Below are 16,761 nucleotides of genomic sequence, written 5' to 3' on the forward strand. Positions count from 1 at the left end.
GGTGGACACAATTGACTGGGCCATAGGCGTTTCTGATTGACTCAGTAAAATACCGATTTTATTGACTTAGTTCACCCAAACCATTATGCAGGCGAGCAGGCTATATTGAGATATGAGCCACACGGCCCCGGAGGGATTCGAGGACCCGTTTGCAGAGCAGCGACAAATGCGCGAGCTGCTCTCACAGGAGACTCGACACCTCATCATCCAGTTAATCCTTGGTCACCCGGCTCACCTCATGTCGCTGGCCGAGCTTGACTACATGATTCCGAAGAACGAGGCAGCGATTCTCGATCAGCTTAAACGACTTCGAGAGGCGGGTATCCTCGACGTCTACGTTCACGAACCGAATGCGTCGACGCGGAATCTTCCCTCGAAGTTCTGGGGGCCGACCGAGCGTGGCGTCGAAATTCTGTACGAGCACAACTTCCTCCGGGGTGTCCCAATAGCACGCGCGGTCTATGAGGAGACGAAAAAATCTGAGCGAGTGCTGCGTCATGAGGGGGCACCGCGACCAGTGCTTCCTGTAGCTGTCGCTGATGCCCTCGCATTCGATGAACCCTAGTCCGAGCTACTACTCGGACCTGCCCGAACTACGTTCGAGCGTGGAACGTGTCACCGCACCGTGGCTTGAGCGCAAAGAAAACGACGTTGACCACTGCTCTCTGGTGAGAGATGCTATGGTCATGGCAGCGTTGTACGCCATGTCAATCGGAAAGAACTCTTGACGTTTGGTGACTGGCCGCACGCCCTCTCAACGTTCTTCACTGAGGTGAAGATACGTCTCCAGTTTTGTTACGACCTGTTCGACGAAGCCATCCGTCACGCGTCCTTGCCAGGCGACAAAGTCCTCACTTCGCGGCGAATGGACCGCCCATGGAGAGACGTACGATTCCCGAGGGACACCACCGATTTCCCAGACGTCTTCTGAGAGGGCTACCGAATCGTCGTACGCTTTCGTCGAGATGGCGACTGGCGATGTACTGTTCGCCGCCGAACGGGTGCGTATCGTTGTTGACGACGAGCCACGGACGTTGTCTATCATTCCCGAGTTTGAACGGATCTGCACTCCGTACGACGTCGCCGCGCTCCGGTTGCATTTAGGATTTGTCCTCGCGTTCGCCTCGTTCGCTTGGGTGTGGCGTCTTTGGGGCCGTCAAGTCCCACTCGTCGGCGTCGATGCCGCCCTCGTTCTCGTTCAGTCGCTCGCTCGCGATGTGGAGGTCGTATGCATCGACGAGTCGAGATTCGTCGGGTGTAATCGCCCAGTATTCTCCCCGGTGGCGAACGAGACGACGTGCCTTCAGCCTCGACAGGGCGGTTCCGACTGTGTTCGGGTTCTCGCCGATAGCACTGGCAATCTCAGACCGGGTGAATGCCTGGTCGCGGTGTGTGTACAGATATGAAACCACCTGCTCGGGGACCGTTGGCCCCTGTGGAAGGTCTCCGGATTCGAAGTCGTCGATGCTCACGGGCATGACCTGAAATTGGTGTGCTGATGTAATTAGTGTACTGCTGTACCACGAGGGTTCAGCTACGAGGATTTAAGCGTGAATTGACTCGGTATTAAATATAGACGTACGGTTCTGGGAAGACTGCCGCGTAGGCAACTGGCAGACCACTCCTTCGTATACCCACTATAAAAACAGCTATACCAACAGAGAGGGAAGAGTGTGCTAAGTGCAATGCCCACGAAGGAGCTTCCAGAAAGTGCACCGGGAAAGTACGTCCCCTCCCATCCCCACCCGTACTATTCCCCCGAGTCGCTTCCTGTAGAGCCGAAGCACGATCTCACCGATCAGACACACGATCTGGTGGCTGATGCCGCGTATCAAATCGGTCGCGTGGACGGTATCATCTCGACAATTGACTTCTCCGCAGTTCTCTACACCTCCCTCATTCGCATCGAAGCTGTCGAATCCGCACGAATCGAAGGGGCAGAGGTCGCATATGAAGACGTCGAGGCGTATCATACAAGACACCCCGCAGACGAGACTGAATCCAGAATCGAGAAAGACCTACAAGAGGCGCTCAACTACGAGACTGCGCTCACGTACGGACTCGAACGAATCGAGAGTGGCGCGTCAATAACCCTCTCGCTCATCAAAGAACTCCATTCGATGCTGCTCGAAGACGTTCGAAACGAGGGTGACATCGTCGGCGAATTCCGCGACCACATGGTTCATCTTTCGAGTCCACAGCCAGGACAGCGTCCGTTCGTCCCACCGACGCCCGAGGCGCTCGATGGGCTCATGCAGTCACTCGCATCGTACATCCAGCTGGGTGGGCAGTATCATCCACTCGTCGATGCTGCTATCATCCACTACTTCTTCGAGACCGTTCATCCATTCTCTGACGGAAACGGTCGCCTTGGTCGCCTCCTCATCATCCTCTTTTTGGCAAGTAAGGGCTACCTCGAAAGTCCCTACATCTACCCGAGTGCGTATTTCAACCGGCACAAAGTCGAGTACGTCGAACGGATGCGTGCGGTGAGCGAAGAGGGTGCGTGGGACGAGTGGCTCACGTTCTTCCTCGAAGGCCTCCGAAGCCAAGCGGCGACGTCCTACGACCGGACACACCAGCTTCGAGAGCTCCAAACGCGCTACGAACAGGAGTACCCAGGCGCTACGAGCACGGACCGGTTCGCTCGGCAGTTGCTCCAGTATCCGTACTTCACTACACTCGACCTCGTGGAGTATCTCGACGTTTCACGCAGAACTGCCTACAAGGTCGTCGACGATCTCGAAGCAGATGGGCTCGTAGCAGAAGTGACCGGCAAAGAACGCGGCAAAGAGTACAAAGCAGTCGACGTGTTCGAGATTCTCGAATGAACCCACCTCAAACGACAATAGCGGTTCGAAGTGGCGAGAGTCGGTCAGCCACAACATCCTTTCAGTTGGATGCAAGAGCACTCTCCAGCTATGGCTGACCAGTCTGAGAGCGACGTTCGAGTCTGGCTTGTAGATGAAGACGGCGAAACTCTGGTACACCTATCCATTAGTCAGTTCATCAGCCAGCAGGCAACCGAACGAACTCCGCTCGATATAGGACGCCGTATCACCGCCATCGAACTCGCAGCTCTTGCCAACGAGCTTGGCTCGCCAGCAGAGACGTTGGACTACTGGATGACCACCGAACAGTACACGAGTAGTCAAGCGATCTGGGCACATGTCCGGAACGTAAGCCGACAGACTGTCAACGATCGAGTCCGCGCCGCTCGCAAGAAAATAAATGCGGTATAATACCCTCCCCTTCTCACTTACTTACAGAGCCAACCAGTACCAGACTATGTGCCACCGATACGATCAATGACTCTCCCTCTCTTCAAAACAAATTCCGCGTCATTCGCCTCCTCGATCGCACTCGATGCGAGCACCGTTGGTGGGACGACTGTCACCGTCGCAGTACACTCGACACGGGAGCAAGAACCCGAGATCCTCAGCTCCATCTATGAGCACGGCGCGGACATTGGGTTCAAACCGTTCTACGACAAGGCAAACAATTACGAGCACACCGAGTTGCAGGGGTTTTGCGAGAATCTCATTCATGCGAATCGGGCGCACCTCGAAGCATTTGCTCACAGCCGAGCGCGTGACAAGAACACAAATCTCCAGCAGGTCGAAGCGGTTCACTCAGCAATCCACGTGAACGATCTCCTTGTTCTCGGTTTAACTCCGCTGGTGATTATTGATGGAAACGAACAGAAAGCCAAGCCCTTTTTAGAGGCACTCTCCGGACTCACAGACGACCATCCCACAACAGCTCACGGCCAGAAATCGGAGTTCTACTACCCGAATGCGTTACTTGCCGACCTGACGGCAAATTACCTCGCCCACACCCTCGAGCAGCAGTACGACTATATGAATCCCGTTTTTCCCGTTGTGCATGCCAAACAAGCTCGGTCTGACGAGTGGGGACAGGCGTTCAATGGGATGTACCAAAATAGCGTTGAGTACACGCCCGCACAGCTACCCGGTCACCGTGGAGACAGCGTCCGTCAACGAATCTGTTGTTGGTACAAGGGAGCTGTTTTTGCGGATCAGGGGAGCCAGCCTCCAATCAGTGATTCGCTGAACCCGGTCGTACGGACACTTGAGAGGGATGGGTTCGACAATCTGGGGAGCATCCTGCGTGGGTTGTGACTCAGAGTATAGTAACAGGCGCCGATTCCTGCCCCCACATCCATCAAGGGACATGGTCGAACAGGCTCTTCACGCTGGCGCCTAGCGCTCACTTCATTCTACGCCCGGCATTACTGAAAAGCCTTGCTGAAATCAGCGTTAATGACATTTCATTCCAGGGAAAAGAAATTAACATTGCGGGTAAATATTTTAACATTGCCGGTAAAACAGGGCACGCATGTCGAACGGAAGGAAATTTGACGCGTACAACGTCACCACTGACACAGACATCACAGCTGAGGCAGGTTCGCTCACGTTTGCGGAGGTTCAGTGGCTGACTCAGGCTGGTGTCCTCCGTATTAAATCACATCAAACAGCCACAGGCGAAGTTACTAACGCAATACTCAATGTAGAAAAGCTCGCTGATATTGCGTTTGAAAACGATATCCTCAGTAAAGTCGCCAGTTCGGTGGAAACGGATATTCTCGGGGCGTTCAAGCAGAGCGAGGAGACGACGTTAACAACAGGAGAGATTGCTGGCGAGATTGACCGTCCGAAATCGAGCGTGAGTCGTGCTCTCACCAAATTAACCGAGAAAGGGAAGTTGAATAAGGTGCAGTCTGGCGTGTATCGGGTTCGTTGAACCTACTGGTGGGTGTTTTCAGTGACAGATAATCGACTATTGCCTGACGTATTCTTACGATTAGGCCTAACGTTAAGCCGCCTGACATCCTCCCACGACTTCATCGTGGGCTTTCTCCTCGAATCGTGTAATCCAGACTATGCAGGCAAAGTCACCAACTCATGCGGCCCGTTCCTCAATGAAAATCTGTCTCGTTCCAGCCACGAGATTTTGAGAGCCTGCTAATGCCGCTTCATCAAGCCCAATAGTGACTCCCTCAAAATCACCAAGGACGAAGTTCAATTCGACCACATGCTCGAAGCACTTGACCAGGCACGTCAGTTCCCCATGGTCATCAGAGTAGAGTGAGTCGTATACCGGCGCAGTCATCGATTCCAGACGCGTATTGTCTATCGAATCTCTGAGTTGCTCTCTGGTGTATTTTTCGGTGACATCGTCACGGAGATACACAATCTCGTACTCTTCTTGCTCATAGCTTATGACACTCCGTAAATTCTCTTGTGTCCTCTCCTCAAAGTAGTCTTTGAGACGAGATGCTAGTCCCCTCACCATGGTTAGGCTACTCATTGATTCCTTAATAATTTGACTGGTACGCCTGAATACAACGGAAGCTAGTCACGGAAGTAGTAGTCAACCCAGGATGGGTAACGAAGCCATCGAAGGAATGGATAGCCAACCACCCAGCCATATCGGTTGCAGGTCAGAAATCGGTCCTCCGTTAGTCGACCGGACGTACGCCTGGCAGTTCGGGCACGTGCCTTTGTCTCGACTCGTGTCGAAGTAGTCGCTCTTTAATTGGCGATAATAAGTGAACCCAACTCCGTGGACTATCGACTCAATTTTGTAGAATAGCCAGCACTCCCCTCATTCGCAACGATTCGTGTTTGGAGGTACTTCGATAAAAAGTAAATCAGTAGCCAAGAAGCTGGTCTGCTACCGCAATCTCAAGCGAGCGTGGACCCCTCCTCTCGCAGCACTTCGTCGATACTGGGCACCATAATCCGAATGTAGCCGAAGACAGAGCAGTCATCGACTTTGGAATTGTTGGTATCGACGCGATATTCGACGTGCCCGTCGCTGTCTAACTTCCATCGCTTGCGCCCAACGGTGTCCGCGACTCCGCTGAGGTCGATCGTATTGCCGCCTACGGTCTCGATGTAGTCGTCCCCGTCGATGGTTTTCTTCTCGACGACGATGTCGCAGTGCGACCGTCCATAGATCTCATCTTTCGGCACGTGCTTTCCGGTTACATCGCCGATGGCGGTATAGTTCTGCGCCAGACTCTGAAGCGAATGGTCAGAACACGGCTTGTTTTTGCCTTTCCGATTTTTACACAGGATATCACCAACCTCTGGGGTGATTTCTGCAGCGGAGAACAACCAGAAGGGCCGTTCGCGGTCTCCATTCATGCGGTTGACGAGCGCGTTGACGACGTAGTTCAGGTGTCGGAAGTGGAATGCGAATCCATCAGCGTGCGTCACACCGGCCTGATTTACGACGTAGGAGATGAAGGCAGCACTCCACGCAGATTCGTCGTTTTTCGCTTTCTTGGCGTACGCTTTCGCACCTTGTTCGGTGATGACGCCATCTCCTGCCTCGGCGACGACCCCATAGTAGGATTCGAGCTTCGACAGTTGCGTAGCCTCGTCTTTCTTCGACGTATCCTGTTTCGTCCACGCACGTTCTTCTGCTTTCGCAGCGTTGACGATTTGCTCCTTCCAGTACAGCCCGTTCGCTCGAAGACCGCTCAGGTCCACATCGTCGTCCGATGTCGCAGACGGGTACTGGGCCGGTACAACGCCCGAGTCGTCACTCATCGAATCGAGCCTGTACATTGCATCCGTCGCCCTCCCGACGGGGTCGGCTTTGCTCTGCAACATATCGACAGGCAAGTCAGTCGAATCCGATTCACGCGACCGGTATTCGTGAGAACTCCCATTGACGGTCGACCCGTTCGAGGAAGACCCACTCGACGAACCGATGTCACCGATTCCGGAATTCGACTTCCCTGTGGTGTTCTCGGCTCCGCCGTTCGTCATCGGCGATGAGGTGGTTGATTGCTTTCCGGCTTCGTTGAAGAGTGCGCCGAATCCGGAATTCGTGTCCGTCGTTCTGTCGGTCCCTGACGAGCCACCAGTAGACGCTCCGACAAGCGACGCGAGCGTTTTCATCCGTTCGGTGTCGGCCTTCAACTTCGCTTGATAGTTCTGGGAGGCAATCTTGCTCTGGGCGGTGGCTCCCGCCATCGTCGTCTTCGTCGCACTCGTTGCTGCATCGCTCGTCGACTGTTGGCCCTGTTGGGCAACTGCAGCAGTCTGGTCGAGGCCGGACATATCGCGGAACAGATTCGCGGTCGACACCGCGTTAAGGATGGCCGACAGCCCAGCCGGATCTGGAACAGACGGTGGCGTCTGGATATTGACGATCGGCGAGTCGAGTGAGCCAGGTGTGAGCTGCTCATCGGACGCTCGCGACCCTGTGTCCACGGGATTGATCGCGGTCGCCTGGAACGGAATCGGCGACTCTTGCCAGTCCCAGAATCGAGTGATGTCCAGTTTCTCCGCCGCATTCGCTCGTCCAAGAATGGGCTCCATGTGGACGCCGTCGCTCGGCATCGAAACGAGTTCGTCTTTGACGGCGGCCGCGTCGTAATTGCGGTCTCGCCAGTTCCCCCACCAATTGACCATCGTCAACAGTGTTTGGTGATCCCGTGATTCAGCATCGAAGCCGTCGAAGCCGTATTCGATTGGCCCCTCCTCGATATCGATTCCATCGAGGTCGGTTTCAACTGCACTCGAAATTCCTTCGCGAGTTGACGCAGAAAGCCCATCGAGGGGGATTGGCTCCGGGAGGGCAAGCCGGAAGCCAACGAGATTGCCGTACGTCGCGACTGGAGTCGGTTCGACGAGTTCCGCAGTTCGATTCGTCCCGAACAATGGCATGTCCCGCAAGAGCAACGAAAGCGTCTCCTGGTCTAAGTGCTCCCACACGACTCGACTGTAGTAGAGTTGGCTTTCATTGAGCGTCGAAACGAGTTCGTTGAATTCGATTGGCTGGTCGACGAACAAGACGGGGTTGAACTCGGCCGAACTTTGTGCTGTCCACAATCCTCGAATCGGGATGCTGTCCTGGTTGCCTTCGAACGAAATCCCGAGGGTGAGGTTGAACTGGTCGTCGTCCGTCTCTTCTGCGGTTTCATCGAACGACACAGCGATGCGTTTGATATCGGCGAAATCAACGCCCTCTGGAACGGGAGTCGAACCGTTCTGCACGTCGAGTTGGAGGGGGTCGTTGGTAGACCGACGATATATCTGCACTTCGTCGACGACCTTGTCGTTCTGGCCGCCAGACATCGACGTAAGACGGGTGAGCGTCGCATCCGACGGGACGTCCCACGTCCCGTCTTCGAGCGAGCCAATGACACCAATCCGTGCGTACGCACGCGCTTCGCTCTCTTCATCAGCGATTGAATCTGGCCAGATATCCGACTGGAGGGTTACGATCGATTTGCCGAATGCATTCGCAAGCGAACGATAGGTTTCGTTGTCCAGCGCTGCATCGAGGAGTGCACCCCGATACCGGCGAACCATCCGCTTGTTGAACTCGATTGGCTCGAACGGGAGGAAGATAATCGGCTCTGCCTCCTCGGGCCGAACTTCAGTCCGGTAAATCTGCACCACTTCATAATAGTGCAGGTTCAGCGAGTGCATGTGGTTGTAGTTCGTCACAATGCGCGTCTTCGCCTCCACGGACTCTTCTTGTGAAATCTCGCTCACGATAGACGCCCGTCGTGACCGCGTCGATGACGCCTGCTGTTGGGTAATATCAGTCAATCGCTGGCTCATCGATGCGGAGAGGTCTCGTCGTCCACTCGAGGAACTCACCGACCGCGAAGCAGAGCGCGTGCGCGCCTTGCTTCCCGACCCACTCGCACCGATGCTGAACCCCCCACCCGAAAACCCGAGTCCGCCACTGGCACTCGACTGGCTCGATATTGCATCACTCCGGACCTGTGAACTACCAGTGGTGAACTCCCGTGCGGTCGCATCCTGTGTCTCGTCGATCGCACGGGTTCGACCGGTTGATGCATCGAGTTGTTCGGCCTGGTCGATGCGTTCGTCAGTAGAAACCCCGATTTGACGTGCCCAATCGAGCACGGCAATTCTGGTCATTTCGCCCGGTGCGAGTGACGTGCTATGCAGTAAATTCCCGAGGGACAGTCCTTCTGGATACCAGGATTGCGAGAAGGTCAAGAACGCCCCGAGTGCAGGCGACGTGTACGAATCAGGTGTCGTAGATGCGTCGATTGTGATGGGGAATCCACCGGATTCTGAGGCACCGACACGTGCGGCCCCGCCATCACTCCTCGTTCGTCGCTTGGTGGTCCGCGAAAACAAGTCGTTTCCATATTGAATTCGCTTGTATTTCGATGGTGCAAGGATTGGACGTTCGACCGTGTTTTCCTCATCTTCTTCTTCCTGTGTTGTTGATTCGAGAACTTCGTCGAGGAACACCTTCTCGTAGAACACTTTCTCTGTGTTGTATTGCCGGGCGACTGGGACTAACTCGGCTGGTGTTCGTTCCGAAGAATCCTCATCCGTTGTGACGCCGTTCAGTTGTCTGAGTATTGCTCTGGCAGCTAGATACGGTGGCCACTGTGAGAAATCTCGGATTGTTCGCAATGCAATTGCGTCTCGGATGTCATCGTCGAACTGTTCGGTTACGCCAGCTAAGGCACTGATATCGGCGTCTACGAGGTCTTCAACTGGCGTTGGTTCCCCGGACGCCGTGGCACTCGCGGGTGTGAGCCCGTAGCTCGCCATTGGCGAGTTGTCTCCCTCAGCAGCCATTCTGATTCGCCTGGCTAGATTGAACGTGGGTGCGGTCGCCAGGTCGTGAACAGTCTCGATGTCAAGATGAGTTAGCGCAGCAACATCATCTGCATCGACACCGACGAGCGCGTCGATCGGTGATGCGAGTATCTCTCGAATACTCTTCTCCGCGTAGTCGGATTTCACCAGGTTGCTATAGTGTATTCCAGTCATAATTCAATTATTTACTGTCTAAATCAATTTGATATATGTTGACATAAGTCTATGGCTCGGCTTACGCTCACGAAAGTAGCACGCAGCTAAAAAGCGGACAGCGTGGCTGTGAACACAGTTTTCAGAACAGGATGCGGAGTGGCCTTTCGATTGGGCTAGTCAAGCCCGCGCCTATGCATGTGACTGAAATGATACGTCTCCTCCCGCAAACGGTGTCCCCTGTTCGGGCGAAAAACAGGGCTAATTCAAGATATTGAATTGAACTTCAAAAACTGATGCTGCCAGAGAGTGGAGTACGTGTATGAGCGACGCAGGAACCTCAAACCACACAGCAAAAGTCGCCCGGATTCGGGAGGTCGCGATGACGGTCCGCGAACCAAAAAACGCGGGCGAGATTGCTACTGCTGCTGGTGTTGCCCGGAACACAGCCGAAAAGTATCTCATCCAACTCGTCGAGGCCGATAAACTCGAAACGATTCAGCGTGGCCGTGAGACCTGTTACCATCCCGACCCAGTCACTCAGTATTTCGATCAGATTCGTGACCTCATCAACGACCACGAAAAAGACGAACTCACGGCTGAATTACGTGCAATCCGGGACGATATCGACGAGTGGAAGGCTGCATACGATGTGAAATCTGCTGACGAACTCCGAGCGACCGTCGGTGCTGATATTCCAGCAGTCGAACGCCGACAGCGACGGCACGACGCAGAGGATTGGGAGTACTCTGAGCACCAGGCCACGCTCATCAAGCAGGCAATTTTGCTCTACGATTCGATTGAAGCGACTCGTATCCACCACCTGACTCGGTGACGAAGGGAAAACTCACAGGGAGCAAGGAGAAAGCCCACGACCAAGTCGTGGGTGGTTGATTATTGAGGGGGTAGATTTCGTCTGTTCACGCCAGTCTGAACACTCTCAAACAACCGAATCCGGGCGATTCGTTTTCATCGATTCACCACGACTCCCTCTTACTGCCTTCCCACCTTTCCAGCGGGTGAAATATACGTGGCTAATCTGCACTCGCAGGAGTGGTGTCTGTATCGACGTCGTCGAGAAGTGGATAGTCGATGTGTATCTCGATTTTATCGAAGGGGACGACTGGTTGAATCGCTCCCCCAGGGCCTCCTTCCCTGAGTTCGAGAATGCCCAGCACCTCCAGTTGTTTCAGGTCTGCATGCACATCGGAGACGTCGCGGTCGACGAGTCGTGCAGTCTCTCGCATACTTGCGGGATGTTCTTTGGCAATTGCCTGAACGAGATTGAGGCGCAGTGGGGTGAGACTGTCGACGAGATCGTCATAGGTTCCGAACTGGAGGACTGCACGCTCATCGCTTGCATCCAGTTCACCAGTCTCTGCTGTCTGAATGAACTGGAGCGTATCCTCTCGGAGCTGTGCTCGGTCGCCGACAGTGATGTGAAGTGTAGTCATGTTCGGGTGTGTTGGACGTGTTTGTGTATATGCAGTTCAATAGAGACGGGGTGGGTTCCCACCAATAATATCCCAGTATTCGTCAGCACTGGCTCAGAACTCCACGACGAGGGCTTCCATGCCAAGGAACTCGACGTCTGCGTCACCGGCAGCGGTGTGGAGTTCGTGGCCCATCCCTCACTGTTGGGTTGCCACCCAACATTATACCTGTGTTGGAGTATTAACCCAACAACGAATCAACTGCTTGTGGGACATTGCTCGCCTGCTCTGGATAGAGGAGTTCGGTTGCTTTCGGCGTCCACTCAATCTCAGTCATCGATGCCGAGACGTTCCTTCACATCCTCGTGTGAGACCGTCTCGCTTTGCTCCCGCTGTTCACGGCTTTCGGCGAGGTGCTCGAGTGCTTCCTCAGAGAGCTGTGTTGGAGGGGTGACTGCGTCGCGGAGTGCATAGCGGATAAATTCGGACTTGTTGGCGTAGCCGCGTTGCTCCCAGACTTCATCTATTTGGGTGAGCAGCGCGCGTGGCACCCGGACGTTGATTTTCTCCATTTCGCCGTCCGATCCGGAGTTGCCGTCGCTACTCATACGCTGTGATACGAATGTATCACAGATGGGTCTTCGGGTGGGTTTCCCATCTGAGCACCCCATCCACCCGAAATATGGGACACTGCACCAGATTCTGTGACGTCATCAAACTCACCTCGCTCGACAAGGAGAAAAATCCCAGAAATGTGTCTGCAGTAGCGACTCTCGAAAAACGAATTTTCACCGTTTAGGTGACGACCTACACTCGGGTGAAATCCCCGGAAAAGACGCGTTTAGGAAGATTTGAAACTGGGGGATCCGCGGCAATTGAATCGTTAATGAAATACACTGAACAACGATTGAACATGTGTTGATGCAAGATGGTATCTTTAAAAGTCGAAGGAGAGTAGATTTCGTCTGTTCACGCCAGTTTTAACACCCTCAAACAACCGAAATCAAGCGATTAGAATTCAGCGTCGTGGGTTGGGATCTCCACTTTCGTGTCCACTCGCTCCTTGATACTGAGCAACGTCTTTCGGGTCATAATGACTGCAAGGCGGAAACCTGCGACTTTAGGCGTTCGCAAGACGCTTTGCGTCTTGTTAGCCAATCAGAACTCTCCGAGTTCTGATGACGCGGGAGGAAGCCGACAACCCGATACATAAACACTCCTCGATAGCAGGCCGACTCCCCCACGTCAATCCGAACCAGTATAAATACAGGCTACTATATATGAAGTACAGATGGTGGAAGATTCAAGCACTCGAACCGTGCCCATCAAACTCGATGTGGACAAGAGTGCCGCTGACCTCCTCCACCAGACAACCGACCACTTCCTTGACGCCGCCAACCATGTCGTAGACGTAGCGTGGGAGCCAGACTGGAAAATCACCAGCAAGCAGAAACTCCACGACCTTACCTACTACGACGTTCGGGATGATTCACCGCTTCCAGCCAATCTCGTGCAAGCTGCACGAAACCGCGCCGCAGAAGCCGTCAAAGGAGTTATCGAACGGTGGTCACAAGGCAAGAACGCCTCGAAACCACACTTCACGTCGCGGTTCGCCAGCTACGACGCAAGAACCGTCACCGTCAACGACGACCACGCCACACTCGCCACCATCGACGGACGAGTGACCGCAGACTTCGTCCTACCCGATGAACAGCGTGATACGCCACACTCCGCATATCTGTTCAACGACGACTACGACGTGAAAGGAGCTACGCTCCACTACGACGAGGTTGAGGACTGTTTCTACCTTCATGTGCGGACAAAGCCCGCCGTGGAGAACGATGAGGCCGAACAAGGCGATGCCAAGCACGTCTCCGTCCTTGGTGTTGACCTCGGCATCACAAACATCGCAACCACCTCAACTGGGAAATTCTGGAGCGGCGGCGAACTCAACCACTGGCACCGCGAGTATGAGAAACGTCGAGCAGACCTGCAAAAGACCGGAACTCGATGGGCACACGAAAACGTTCAGCGAGTCGGTCGAAAGCAAACCGGGCGTTTCGAGCAATTGCTTCACACCATCTCGAACGAACTCGTGGAAGAAGCGTTGGAGAACGACTGCACACATATCGTGTTTGAGCAACTCAAAGGCATCCGCGAACGCTTGCCGTATGCGAAGGCGGTTCACAAGTGGGCGTTCCATCGCTTGTACGAGTACGTCACGTACAAAGCCGAGTCTGAAGGTCTTGTGGTGAAGCAGATTAATCCGGCGTACACGAGTCAGCGTTGCTCCAAGTGTGGATTCACCCACGAGGATAATCGTCCACACAACAACGGACAAGACGAGTTCGGTTGTCTGAAATGCGGGTACGATGTTCACGCAGATTACAACGCCGCGAAGAATATCGGTCTGAAGTATCTCCGCGACCAGCAAAAGTCTGGGCGTGGAGGCGCACCCGTAGGCGTGCGCTTGAACAGCGGGATGATGAACGTGAACGGCGAGTATTCGCCTACCGCTCTCAGCGGTTAGAACGGGAGTCCATGCTGAATGCCACGCCCTTCAGGGCGTGGTAGTTTACTGTACCTCTTCCATCTGGTCGGTCCGGAGGTCCTCGAGACGCTCTTCGCCGTATTCTTCCGCTGCACTCTCGTGATGTCGGTGGAGTCGGTAGGCAGCGTGGAGCCGGTCTTTGTCATCCGTGATCGCCCAGTAGGGACGCTTGTGCCGCACGAGACCCCGCTCCTTCAATCTCGACAGGATTGCACTCACAGCGTCCGTGTCCAGCCCGAGTCGCTCGGCGATCGTCGCTGCCTTCCACGCACGGTCGTCGTGGTCGTCGAGGAACAGCACGATCTGCTCAGTGTCGTTCTGTTCCTCGAATTCGTCAGTGTTTTCGAATTCGTCGATATCGATGGACCCGCTCGACATAGACTAGTGTTGGGACTGTTGGAACATAGCTGTTTGATGTATTTGTTCCATTGGATTGGAGCTTCACCTACACCTCAGAACTCGTCTCACGCTTCGCTCTCTGAGTGGTTGGTCAGGAACGTGACGAACAACATCCCATCCGTCTTCAGTTCGTACTCGACATCGACCTCGAGAGTGGTGTAGTTGAACGGCTCTGTTACGATGTGATACCCATTCGGTGACTCACGAACCAGCACGACAGCCGTCGCTTTCTCCAGGGCGTCGAGTAGTCGCTGCATCTCCTCTTCAGTGGCATCATCTACATCGAAGAGAAAGCGGGAGTCGTCGCTCGCCGTTGGCTTCTGGAGCTCTGACTTCCAGTAACTCGAGACACGCTTGAATTTTCGAGGAGCAGTCTCGTCACCTTTGAGCCACGCTCTGACCCAGCCGTTGGTCTGCTCCTGGAAATTGAAGAACCCGTCTACCGTATTTCGAGCGTTCACTGAGAGATACAGCCGAAACGTCAGCGAGTCGCCTGATTTGGACCGGTAGTGCTGTGCCCAGGCGTAGAGTTGGTCGAATTTCCGACGGATGTCTTGGTGGTCTTTGACGACTTCTCGAAACGTGACTTCCGTACTGCTGGTGAGCTGTGGATTCTCTTTTTGGCGGGCGACGGCCATGAACAGGTAGACGCGGTCGTCGTCAAACGTGCAGTACTCCTCGACGGTGGCAATGGCAGCATGCTGGTTCATTCTTGGATGCGGGGTAAACAGGACATTCGTCACTCGTTCGAGTACCTATTGACTGACGAACATTGTAATCTTGTAGCTGTGACTCTCAGTGCGAGTAGACTTCGAGTCGAAAAACGAGCTGTGTGACCCGTGGGTAAGTTACTTGTCTTCGAGTGCTGCGTAGATGTCTGCGTTGCGCTTGCCGTCGAGGTTCCCCATCTTGAGGGCAATCTCGCGGCGTTCCTCGTCGCTTTTTGCCGCCTTGTACTGCTTGTACAGCCGGCGAACTACTTCATCAACTGCAGACGAGGAATCAGTGCTGGACGGCATCTCTATTTCAATTATTCTCGGTGAGTCATTTTCTCTGTTGCGACGAGAACTCGCTCGGGAGTAGACGACGTCTTCAGTCACGTTCTGTTCTCTCGTAGGCCACCAAATAATCGTTCACTGAGCGATAGTCTTAGACCAATACCTCTGCCGATGGACTGCTTTGGGGTCTGACGTGGCTCACAGGAAAGCACAGTTACCGCCACCTCCACAAACAGAAGTCGTCTCCTCCGTGAAGCTACAAATTGATGCGCTCGTTGGGTCTTTTCTCAGCAGGTATTCCTACCAACCGAGAAAGAGACATTCACACTGCTCGGAGGTATCGGGTTCGGAATGCCAATGGGTGAGATGCTCGCCCTTGTGGGACTCATCTATTCGGCCGTCGGATTATATACTCTAACTGTTGGACTGTCTAGAGCCGTGAAGTGATGGTCAGTCGTGACAAGTACCGTGTGATCGGTCACCTCCGCCGCAGCCGCAATTAGAATATCGGGCACAGGAATCGGGTTCCCATCGTCGAGCAGCTGAGCGCGAATGCGAGCGGCTGTAAGTGCCTGGTCAGCATCGAACGGGCGGACAGACGCCCAGCTGAGGGCGTGGTCTACCGCAGCAGGCGAATCGTCTGCCGCGTTCGACCGAATCGCACCCGAATACAATTCATACATCGTGATTGCCGGAACCACGAACTCAGCTACTTCCTCACGCAGGAACTCGAGAGCTTTAAGGGTGTATTCGTCGCCATTCAGGAAATCAACGAGAAAGGAGGTTTCGAGAACCGCGAACTCAGTTTGACTTGCCAAAGTGTTCCTCCTGGCGCTGTTCGAAATCCTGGTTCATCTCAACGCGAGCGTCGGCCACCTGGTCGGCGAAGTCAGTGCCCTTGAACGCGCCAAACCCCTGGGTGAAGTCTACTTCTGTGTCAGTCTCGTCTGCAACCCACCAGACACGGCCTCTGGCACCGACTTTCTTGCTCTTGAGTTCCCCCTGGTCGGTGAGTTTCGTGAGCTTATTGTGCGCCGTTCGGCGAGAACAGCCGAGGGCGTCCGCTACCTCGGTCGCGGTGAGTGGTTCGGCGGGATCGTCTCGGGCGGCGAAGACGTCGAGGACGTCTTTGAGCGGGATTCCAGCGGTTGGTCCAGGCGTGCCCATGCGAGTGAGTTCGCCGGTCTCATGCATAAGTGTTCCCTCAACGGCAGGGTTAAAAGAGGTATTAAACAAGCGATTGTCGCGTATGAAACCAAGAACAATACCGTTGAAGGAATGCAGAGCTCAACATAGTTCGGCTCAACGAACAGATGCACTCGATGGCTCACACTATCATGATACTGAATCGAGTGCATATCCGCGTCATTAGGTGCGGGAGGAGGTCAGTTCAGGTCGCGGTGGACTGGGCTGACGTCGCGCTCGACGAGGCGTGGGGTGTTTCGCGTCGCAGCATGATTACTTACGAATCCGACAGCTCCCTCATTCGCTTCAAGGAACCGTTTGATATTTCGGAGCGTCATCCCTTCTGGGTCCCCATGTTTTACCTCAAAGGCGGCACAGTAGTCAGACTACATCAAAAAGTTGTGGGA

Annotated in this window: 16 protein-coding genes and 2 pseudogenes; 7 read left to right on the forward strand and 11 right to left on the reverse strand. The window is 54.4% G+C overall.

Features of this window, described 5'->3' with window-relative positions; genetic code table 11:
• The first annotated feature begins 112 nt into the window (after positions 1-112).
• Positions 113-565, forward strand: a complete 453-nt coding sequence (locus tag P1M51_RS16075) for an ArsR family transcriptional regulator (RefSeq protein ID WP_276248617.1) — start codon at positions 113-115, stop codon at positions 563-565.
• 189 nt (positions 566-754) lie between these two features.
• Here the strand turns inward: P1M51_RS16075 and P1M51_RS16080 are convergent.
• Positions 755-1,100, reverse strand: a pseudogene (locus P1M51_RS16080) (type II toxin-antitoxin system PemK/MazF family toxin).
• Entirely contained in the window at positions 1,101-1,478 is a 378-nt protein-coding gene (locus tag P1M51_RS16085; protein ID WP_276275090.1) for a MarR family transcriptional regulator, read from the reverse strand.
• Between the two features lie 207 nt (positions 1,479-1,685).
• Between P1M51_RS16085 and P1M51_RS16090 the strand changes: the two genes are divergently transcribed.
• The 4 genes from P1M51_RS16090 to P1M51_RS16105 all read left to right on the forward strand — a co-directional run bounded on the left by P1M51_RS16090 (position 1,686) and on the right by P1M51_RS16105 (position 4,764).
• On the forward strand, positions 1,686-2,831 hold the full coding sequence (locus P1M51_RS16090; RefSeq protein WP_276275091.1) for a Fic family protein: 1,146 nt from the start codon (positions 1,686-1,688) through the stop codon (positions 2,829-2,831).
• Positions 2,832-2,921: 90 nt separating this feature from the next.
• Positions 2,922-3,242 (forward strand): hypothetical protein, encoded by a 321-nt coding sequence (locus tag P1M51_RS16095; RefSeq protein WP_276275092.1) that lies wholly within the window; start codon positions 2,922-2,924, stop codon positions 3,240-3,242.
• A 66-nt stretch (positions 3,243-3,308) separates the two neighbouring features.
• Entirely contained in the window at positions 3,309-4,142 is an 834-nt protein-coding gene (locus tag P1M51_RS16100; RefSeq protein ID WP_276275093.1) for a hypothetical protein, read from the forward strand.
• Positions 4,143-4,359: 217 nt separating this feature from the next.
• Positions 4,360-4,764: a helix-turn-helix domain-containing protein gene (locus P1M51_RS16105; protein WP_276275094.1), complete on the forward strand. Its 405-nt coding sequence runs from the start codon at positions 4,360-4,362 to the stop codon at positions 4,762-4,764.
• Positions 4,765-4,923: 159 nt separating this feature from the next.
• Here P1M51_RS16105 and P1M51_RS16110 read toward each other — a convergent pair whose 3' ends face one another.
• Together P1M51_RS16110 and P1M51_RS16115 are read right to left on the reverse strand one after the other, a co-directional pair.
• Positions 4,924-5,331 carry a hypothetical protein gene (locus P1M51_RS16110; RefSeq protein ID WP_276275095.1) on the reverse strand — a complete coding sequence of 136 codons (408 nt, stop codon included), beginning with the start codon at positions 5,329-5,331 and terminating at the stop codon, positions 4,924-4,926.
• A gap of 377 nt (positions 5,332-5,708) precedes the next feature.
• Complete coding sequence (locus P1M51_RS16115; protein WP_276275108.1) at positions 5,709-9,782, reverse strand: DUF2272 domain-containing protein; 4,074 nt, start codon at positions 9,780-9,782, stop codon at positions 5,709-5,711.
• A gap of 328 nt (positions 9,783-10,110) precedes the next feature.
• Between P1M51_RS16115 and P1M51_RS16120 the strand changes: the two genes are divergently transcribed.
• A complete protein-coding gene (locus P1M51_RS16120) occupies positions 10,111-10,623 on the forward strand; it encodes a hypothetical protein (protein WP_276275098.1) in 513 nt (170 codons plus the stop codon).
• Between the two features lie 199 nt (positions 10,624-10,822).
• Here the strand turns inward: P1M51_RS16120 and P1M51_RS16125 are convergent, their stop codons facing one another.
• Positions 10,823-11,242: a hypothetical protein gene (locus P1M51_RS16125; protein WP_276275099.1), complete on the reverse strand. Its 420-nt coding sequence runs from the start codon at positions 11,240-11,242 to the stop codon at positions 10,823-10,825.
• Positions 11,243-11,550: 308 nt separating this feature from the next.
• Positions 11,551-11,829: a ribbon-helix-helix domain-containing protein gene (locus P1M51_RS16130; protein ID WP_276275100.1), complete on the reverse strand. Its 279-nt coding sequence runs from the start codon at positions 11,827-11,829 to the stop codon at positions 11,551-11,553.
• Positions 11,830-12,512: 683 nt separating this feature from the next.
• On the opposite strand from P1M51_RS16130, the gene P1M51_RS16135 reads away from it, so the two are divergent.
• Complete coding sequence (locus P1M51_RS16135) at positions 12,513-13,751, forward strand: transposase (protein ID WP_276275101.1); 1,239 nt, start codon at positions 12,513-12,515, stop codon at positions 13,749-13,751.
• Positions 13,752-13,796: 45 nt separating this feature from the next.
• On the opposite strand, the gene P1M51_RS16140 is transcribed toward P1M51_RS16135, so the two are convergent.
• The 5 genes and pseudogenes from P1M51_RS16140 to P1M51_RS16160 form a co-directional block, all read right to left on the reverse strand.
• Entirely contained in the window at positions 13,797-14,150 is a 354-nt protein-coding gene (locus P1M51_RS16140) for a helix-turn-helix domain-containing protein (RefSeq protein ID WP_276275102.1), read from the reverse strand.
• Between the two features lie 86 nt (positions 14,151-14,236).
• Positions 14,237-14,881 (reverse strand): hypothetical protein, encoded by a 645-nt coding sequence (locus P1M51_RS16145; RefSeq protein WP_276275103.1) that lies wholly within the window; start codon positions 14,879-14,881, stop codon positions 14,237-14,239.
• Positions 14,882-15,019: 138 nt separating this feature from the next.
• Complete coding sequence (locus P1M51_RS16150) at positions 15,020-15,190, reverse strand: hypothetical protein (protein ID WP_276275104.1); 171 nt, start codon at positions 15,188-15,190, stop codon at positions 15,020-15,022.
• Positions 15,191-15,558: 368 nt separating this feature from the next.
• Entirely contained in the window at positions 15,559-15,987 is a 429-nt protein-coding gene (locus tag P1M51_RS16155) for a PIN domain-containing protein (protein ID WP_276248603.1), read from the reverse strand.
• A gap of 136 nt (positions 15,988-16,123) precedes the next feature.
• Positions 16,124-16,336: pseudogene (locus tag P1M51_RS16160) on the reverse strand (helix-turn-helix domain-containing protein); the annotation flags it as partial.
• Positions 16,337-16,761: the final 425 nt, after the last annotated feature.

The sequence above is a fragment of the Haladaptatus sp. QDMS2 genome, assembly GCF_029338295.1.
Lineage (GTDB): Archaea > Halobacteriota > Halobacteria > Halobacteriales > Halococcaceae > QDMS2.

Coding starts and splice junctions, on each gene's coding strand:
- P1M51_RS16135 (WP_276275101.1), top strand. CDS start 12,513: ATGGTGGAAGATTCAAGCACTCGAACCGTGCCCATCAAACTCGATGTG.
- P1M51_RS16075 (WP_276248617.1), top strand. CDS start 113: ATGAGCCACACGGCCCCGGAGGGATTCGAGGACCCGTTTGCAGAGCAG.
- P1M51_RS16145 (WP_276275103.1), bottom strand. CDS start 14,881: ATGAACCAGCATGCTGCCATTGCCACCGTCGAGGAGTACTGCACGTTT.
- P1M51_RS16095 (WP_276275092.1), top strand. CDS start 2,922: ATGGCTGACCAGTCTGAGAGCGACGTTCGAGTCTGGCTTGTAGATGAA.
- P1M51_RS16125 (WP_276275099.1), bottom strand. CDS start 11,242: ATGACTACACTTCACATCACTGTCGGCGACCGAGCACAGCTCCGAGAG.
- P1M51_RS16130 (WP_276275100.1), bottom strand. CDS start 11,829: ATGAGTAGCGACGGCAACTCCGGATCGGACGGCGAAATGGAGAAAATC.
- P1M51_RS16100 (WP_276275093.1), top strand. CDS start 3,309: ATGACTCTCCCTCTCTTCAAAACAAATTCCGCGTCATTCGCCTCCTCG.
- P1M51_RS16150 (WP_276275104.1), bottom strand. CDS start 15,190: ATGCCGTCCAGCACTGATTCCTCGTCTGCAGTTGATGAAGTAGTTCGC.
- P1M51_RS16110 (WP_276275095.1), bottom strand. CDS start 5,331: ATGAGTAGCCTAACCATGGTGAGGGGACTAGCATCTCGTCTCAAAGAC.
- P1M51_RS16090 (WP_276275091.1), top strand. CDS start 1,686: ATGCCCACGAAGGAGCTTCCAGAAAGTGCACCGGGAAAGTACGTCCCC.
- P1M51_RS16105 (WP_276275094.1), top strand. CDS start 4,360: ATGTCGAACGGAAGGAAATTTGACGCGTACAACGTCACCACTGACACA.
- P1M51_RS16140 (WP_276275102.1), bottom strand. CDS start 14,150: ATGTCGAGCGGGTCCATCGATATCGACGAATTCGAAAACACTGACGAA.
- P1M51_RS16085 (WP_276275090.1), bottom strand. CDS start 1,478: ATGCCCGTGAGCATCGACGACTTCGAATCCGGAGACCTTCCACAGGGG.
- P1M51_RS16120 (WP_276275098.1), top strand. CDS start 10,111: ATGAGCGACGCAGGAACCTCAAACCACACAGCAAAAGTCGCCCGGATT.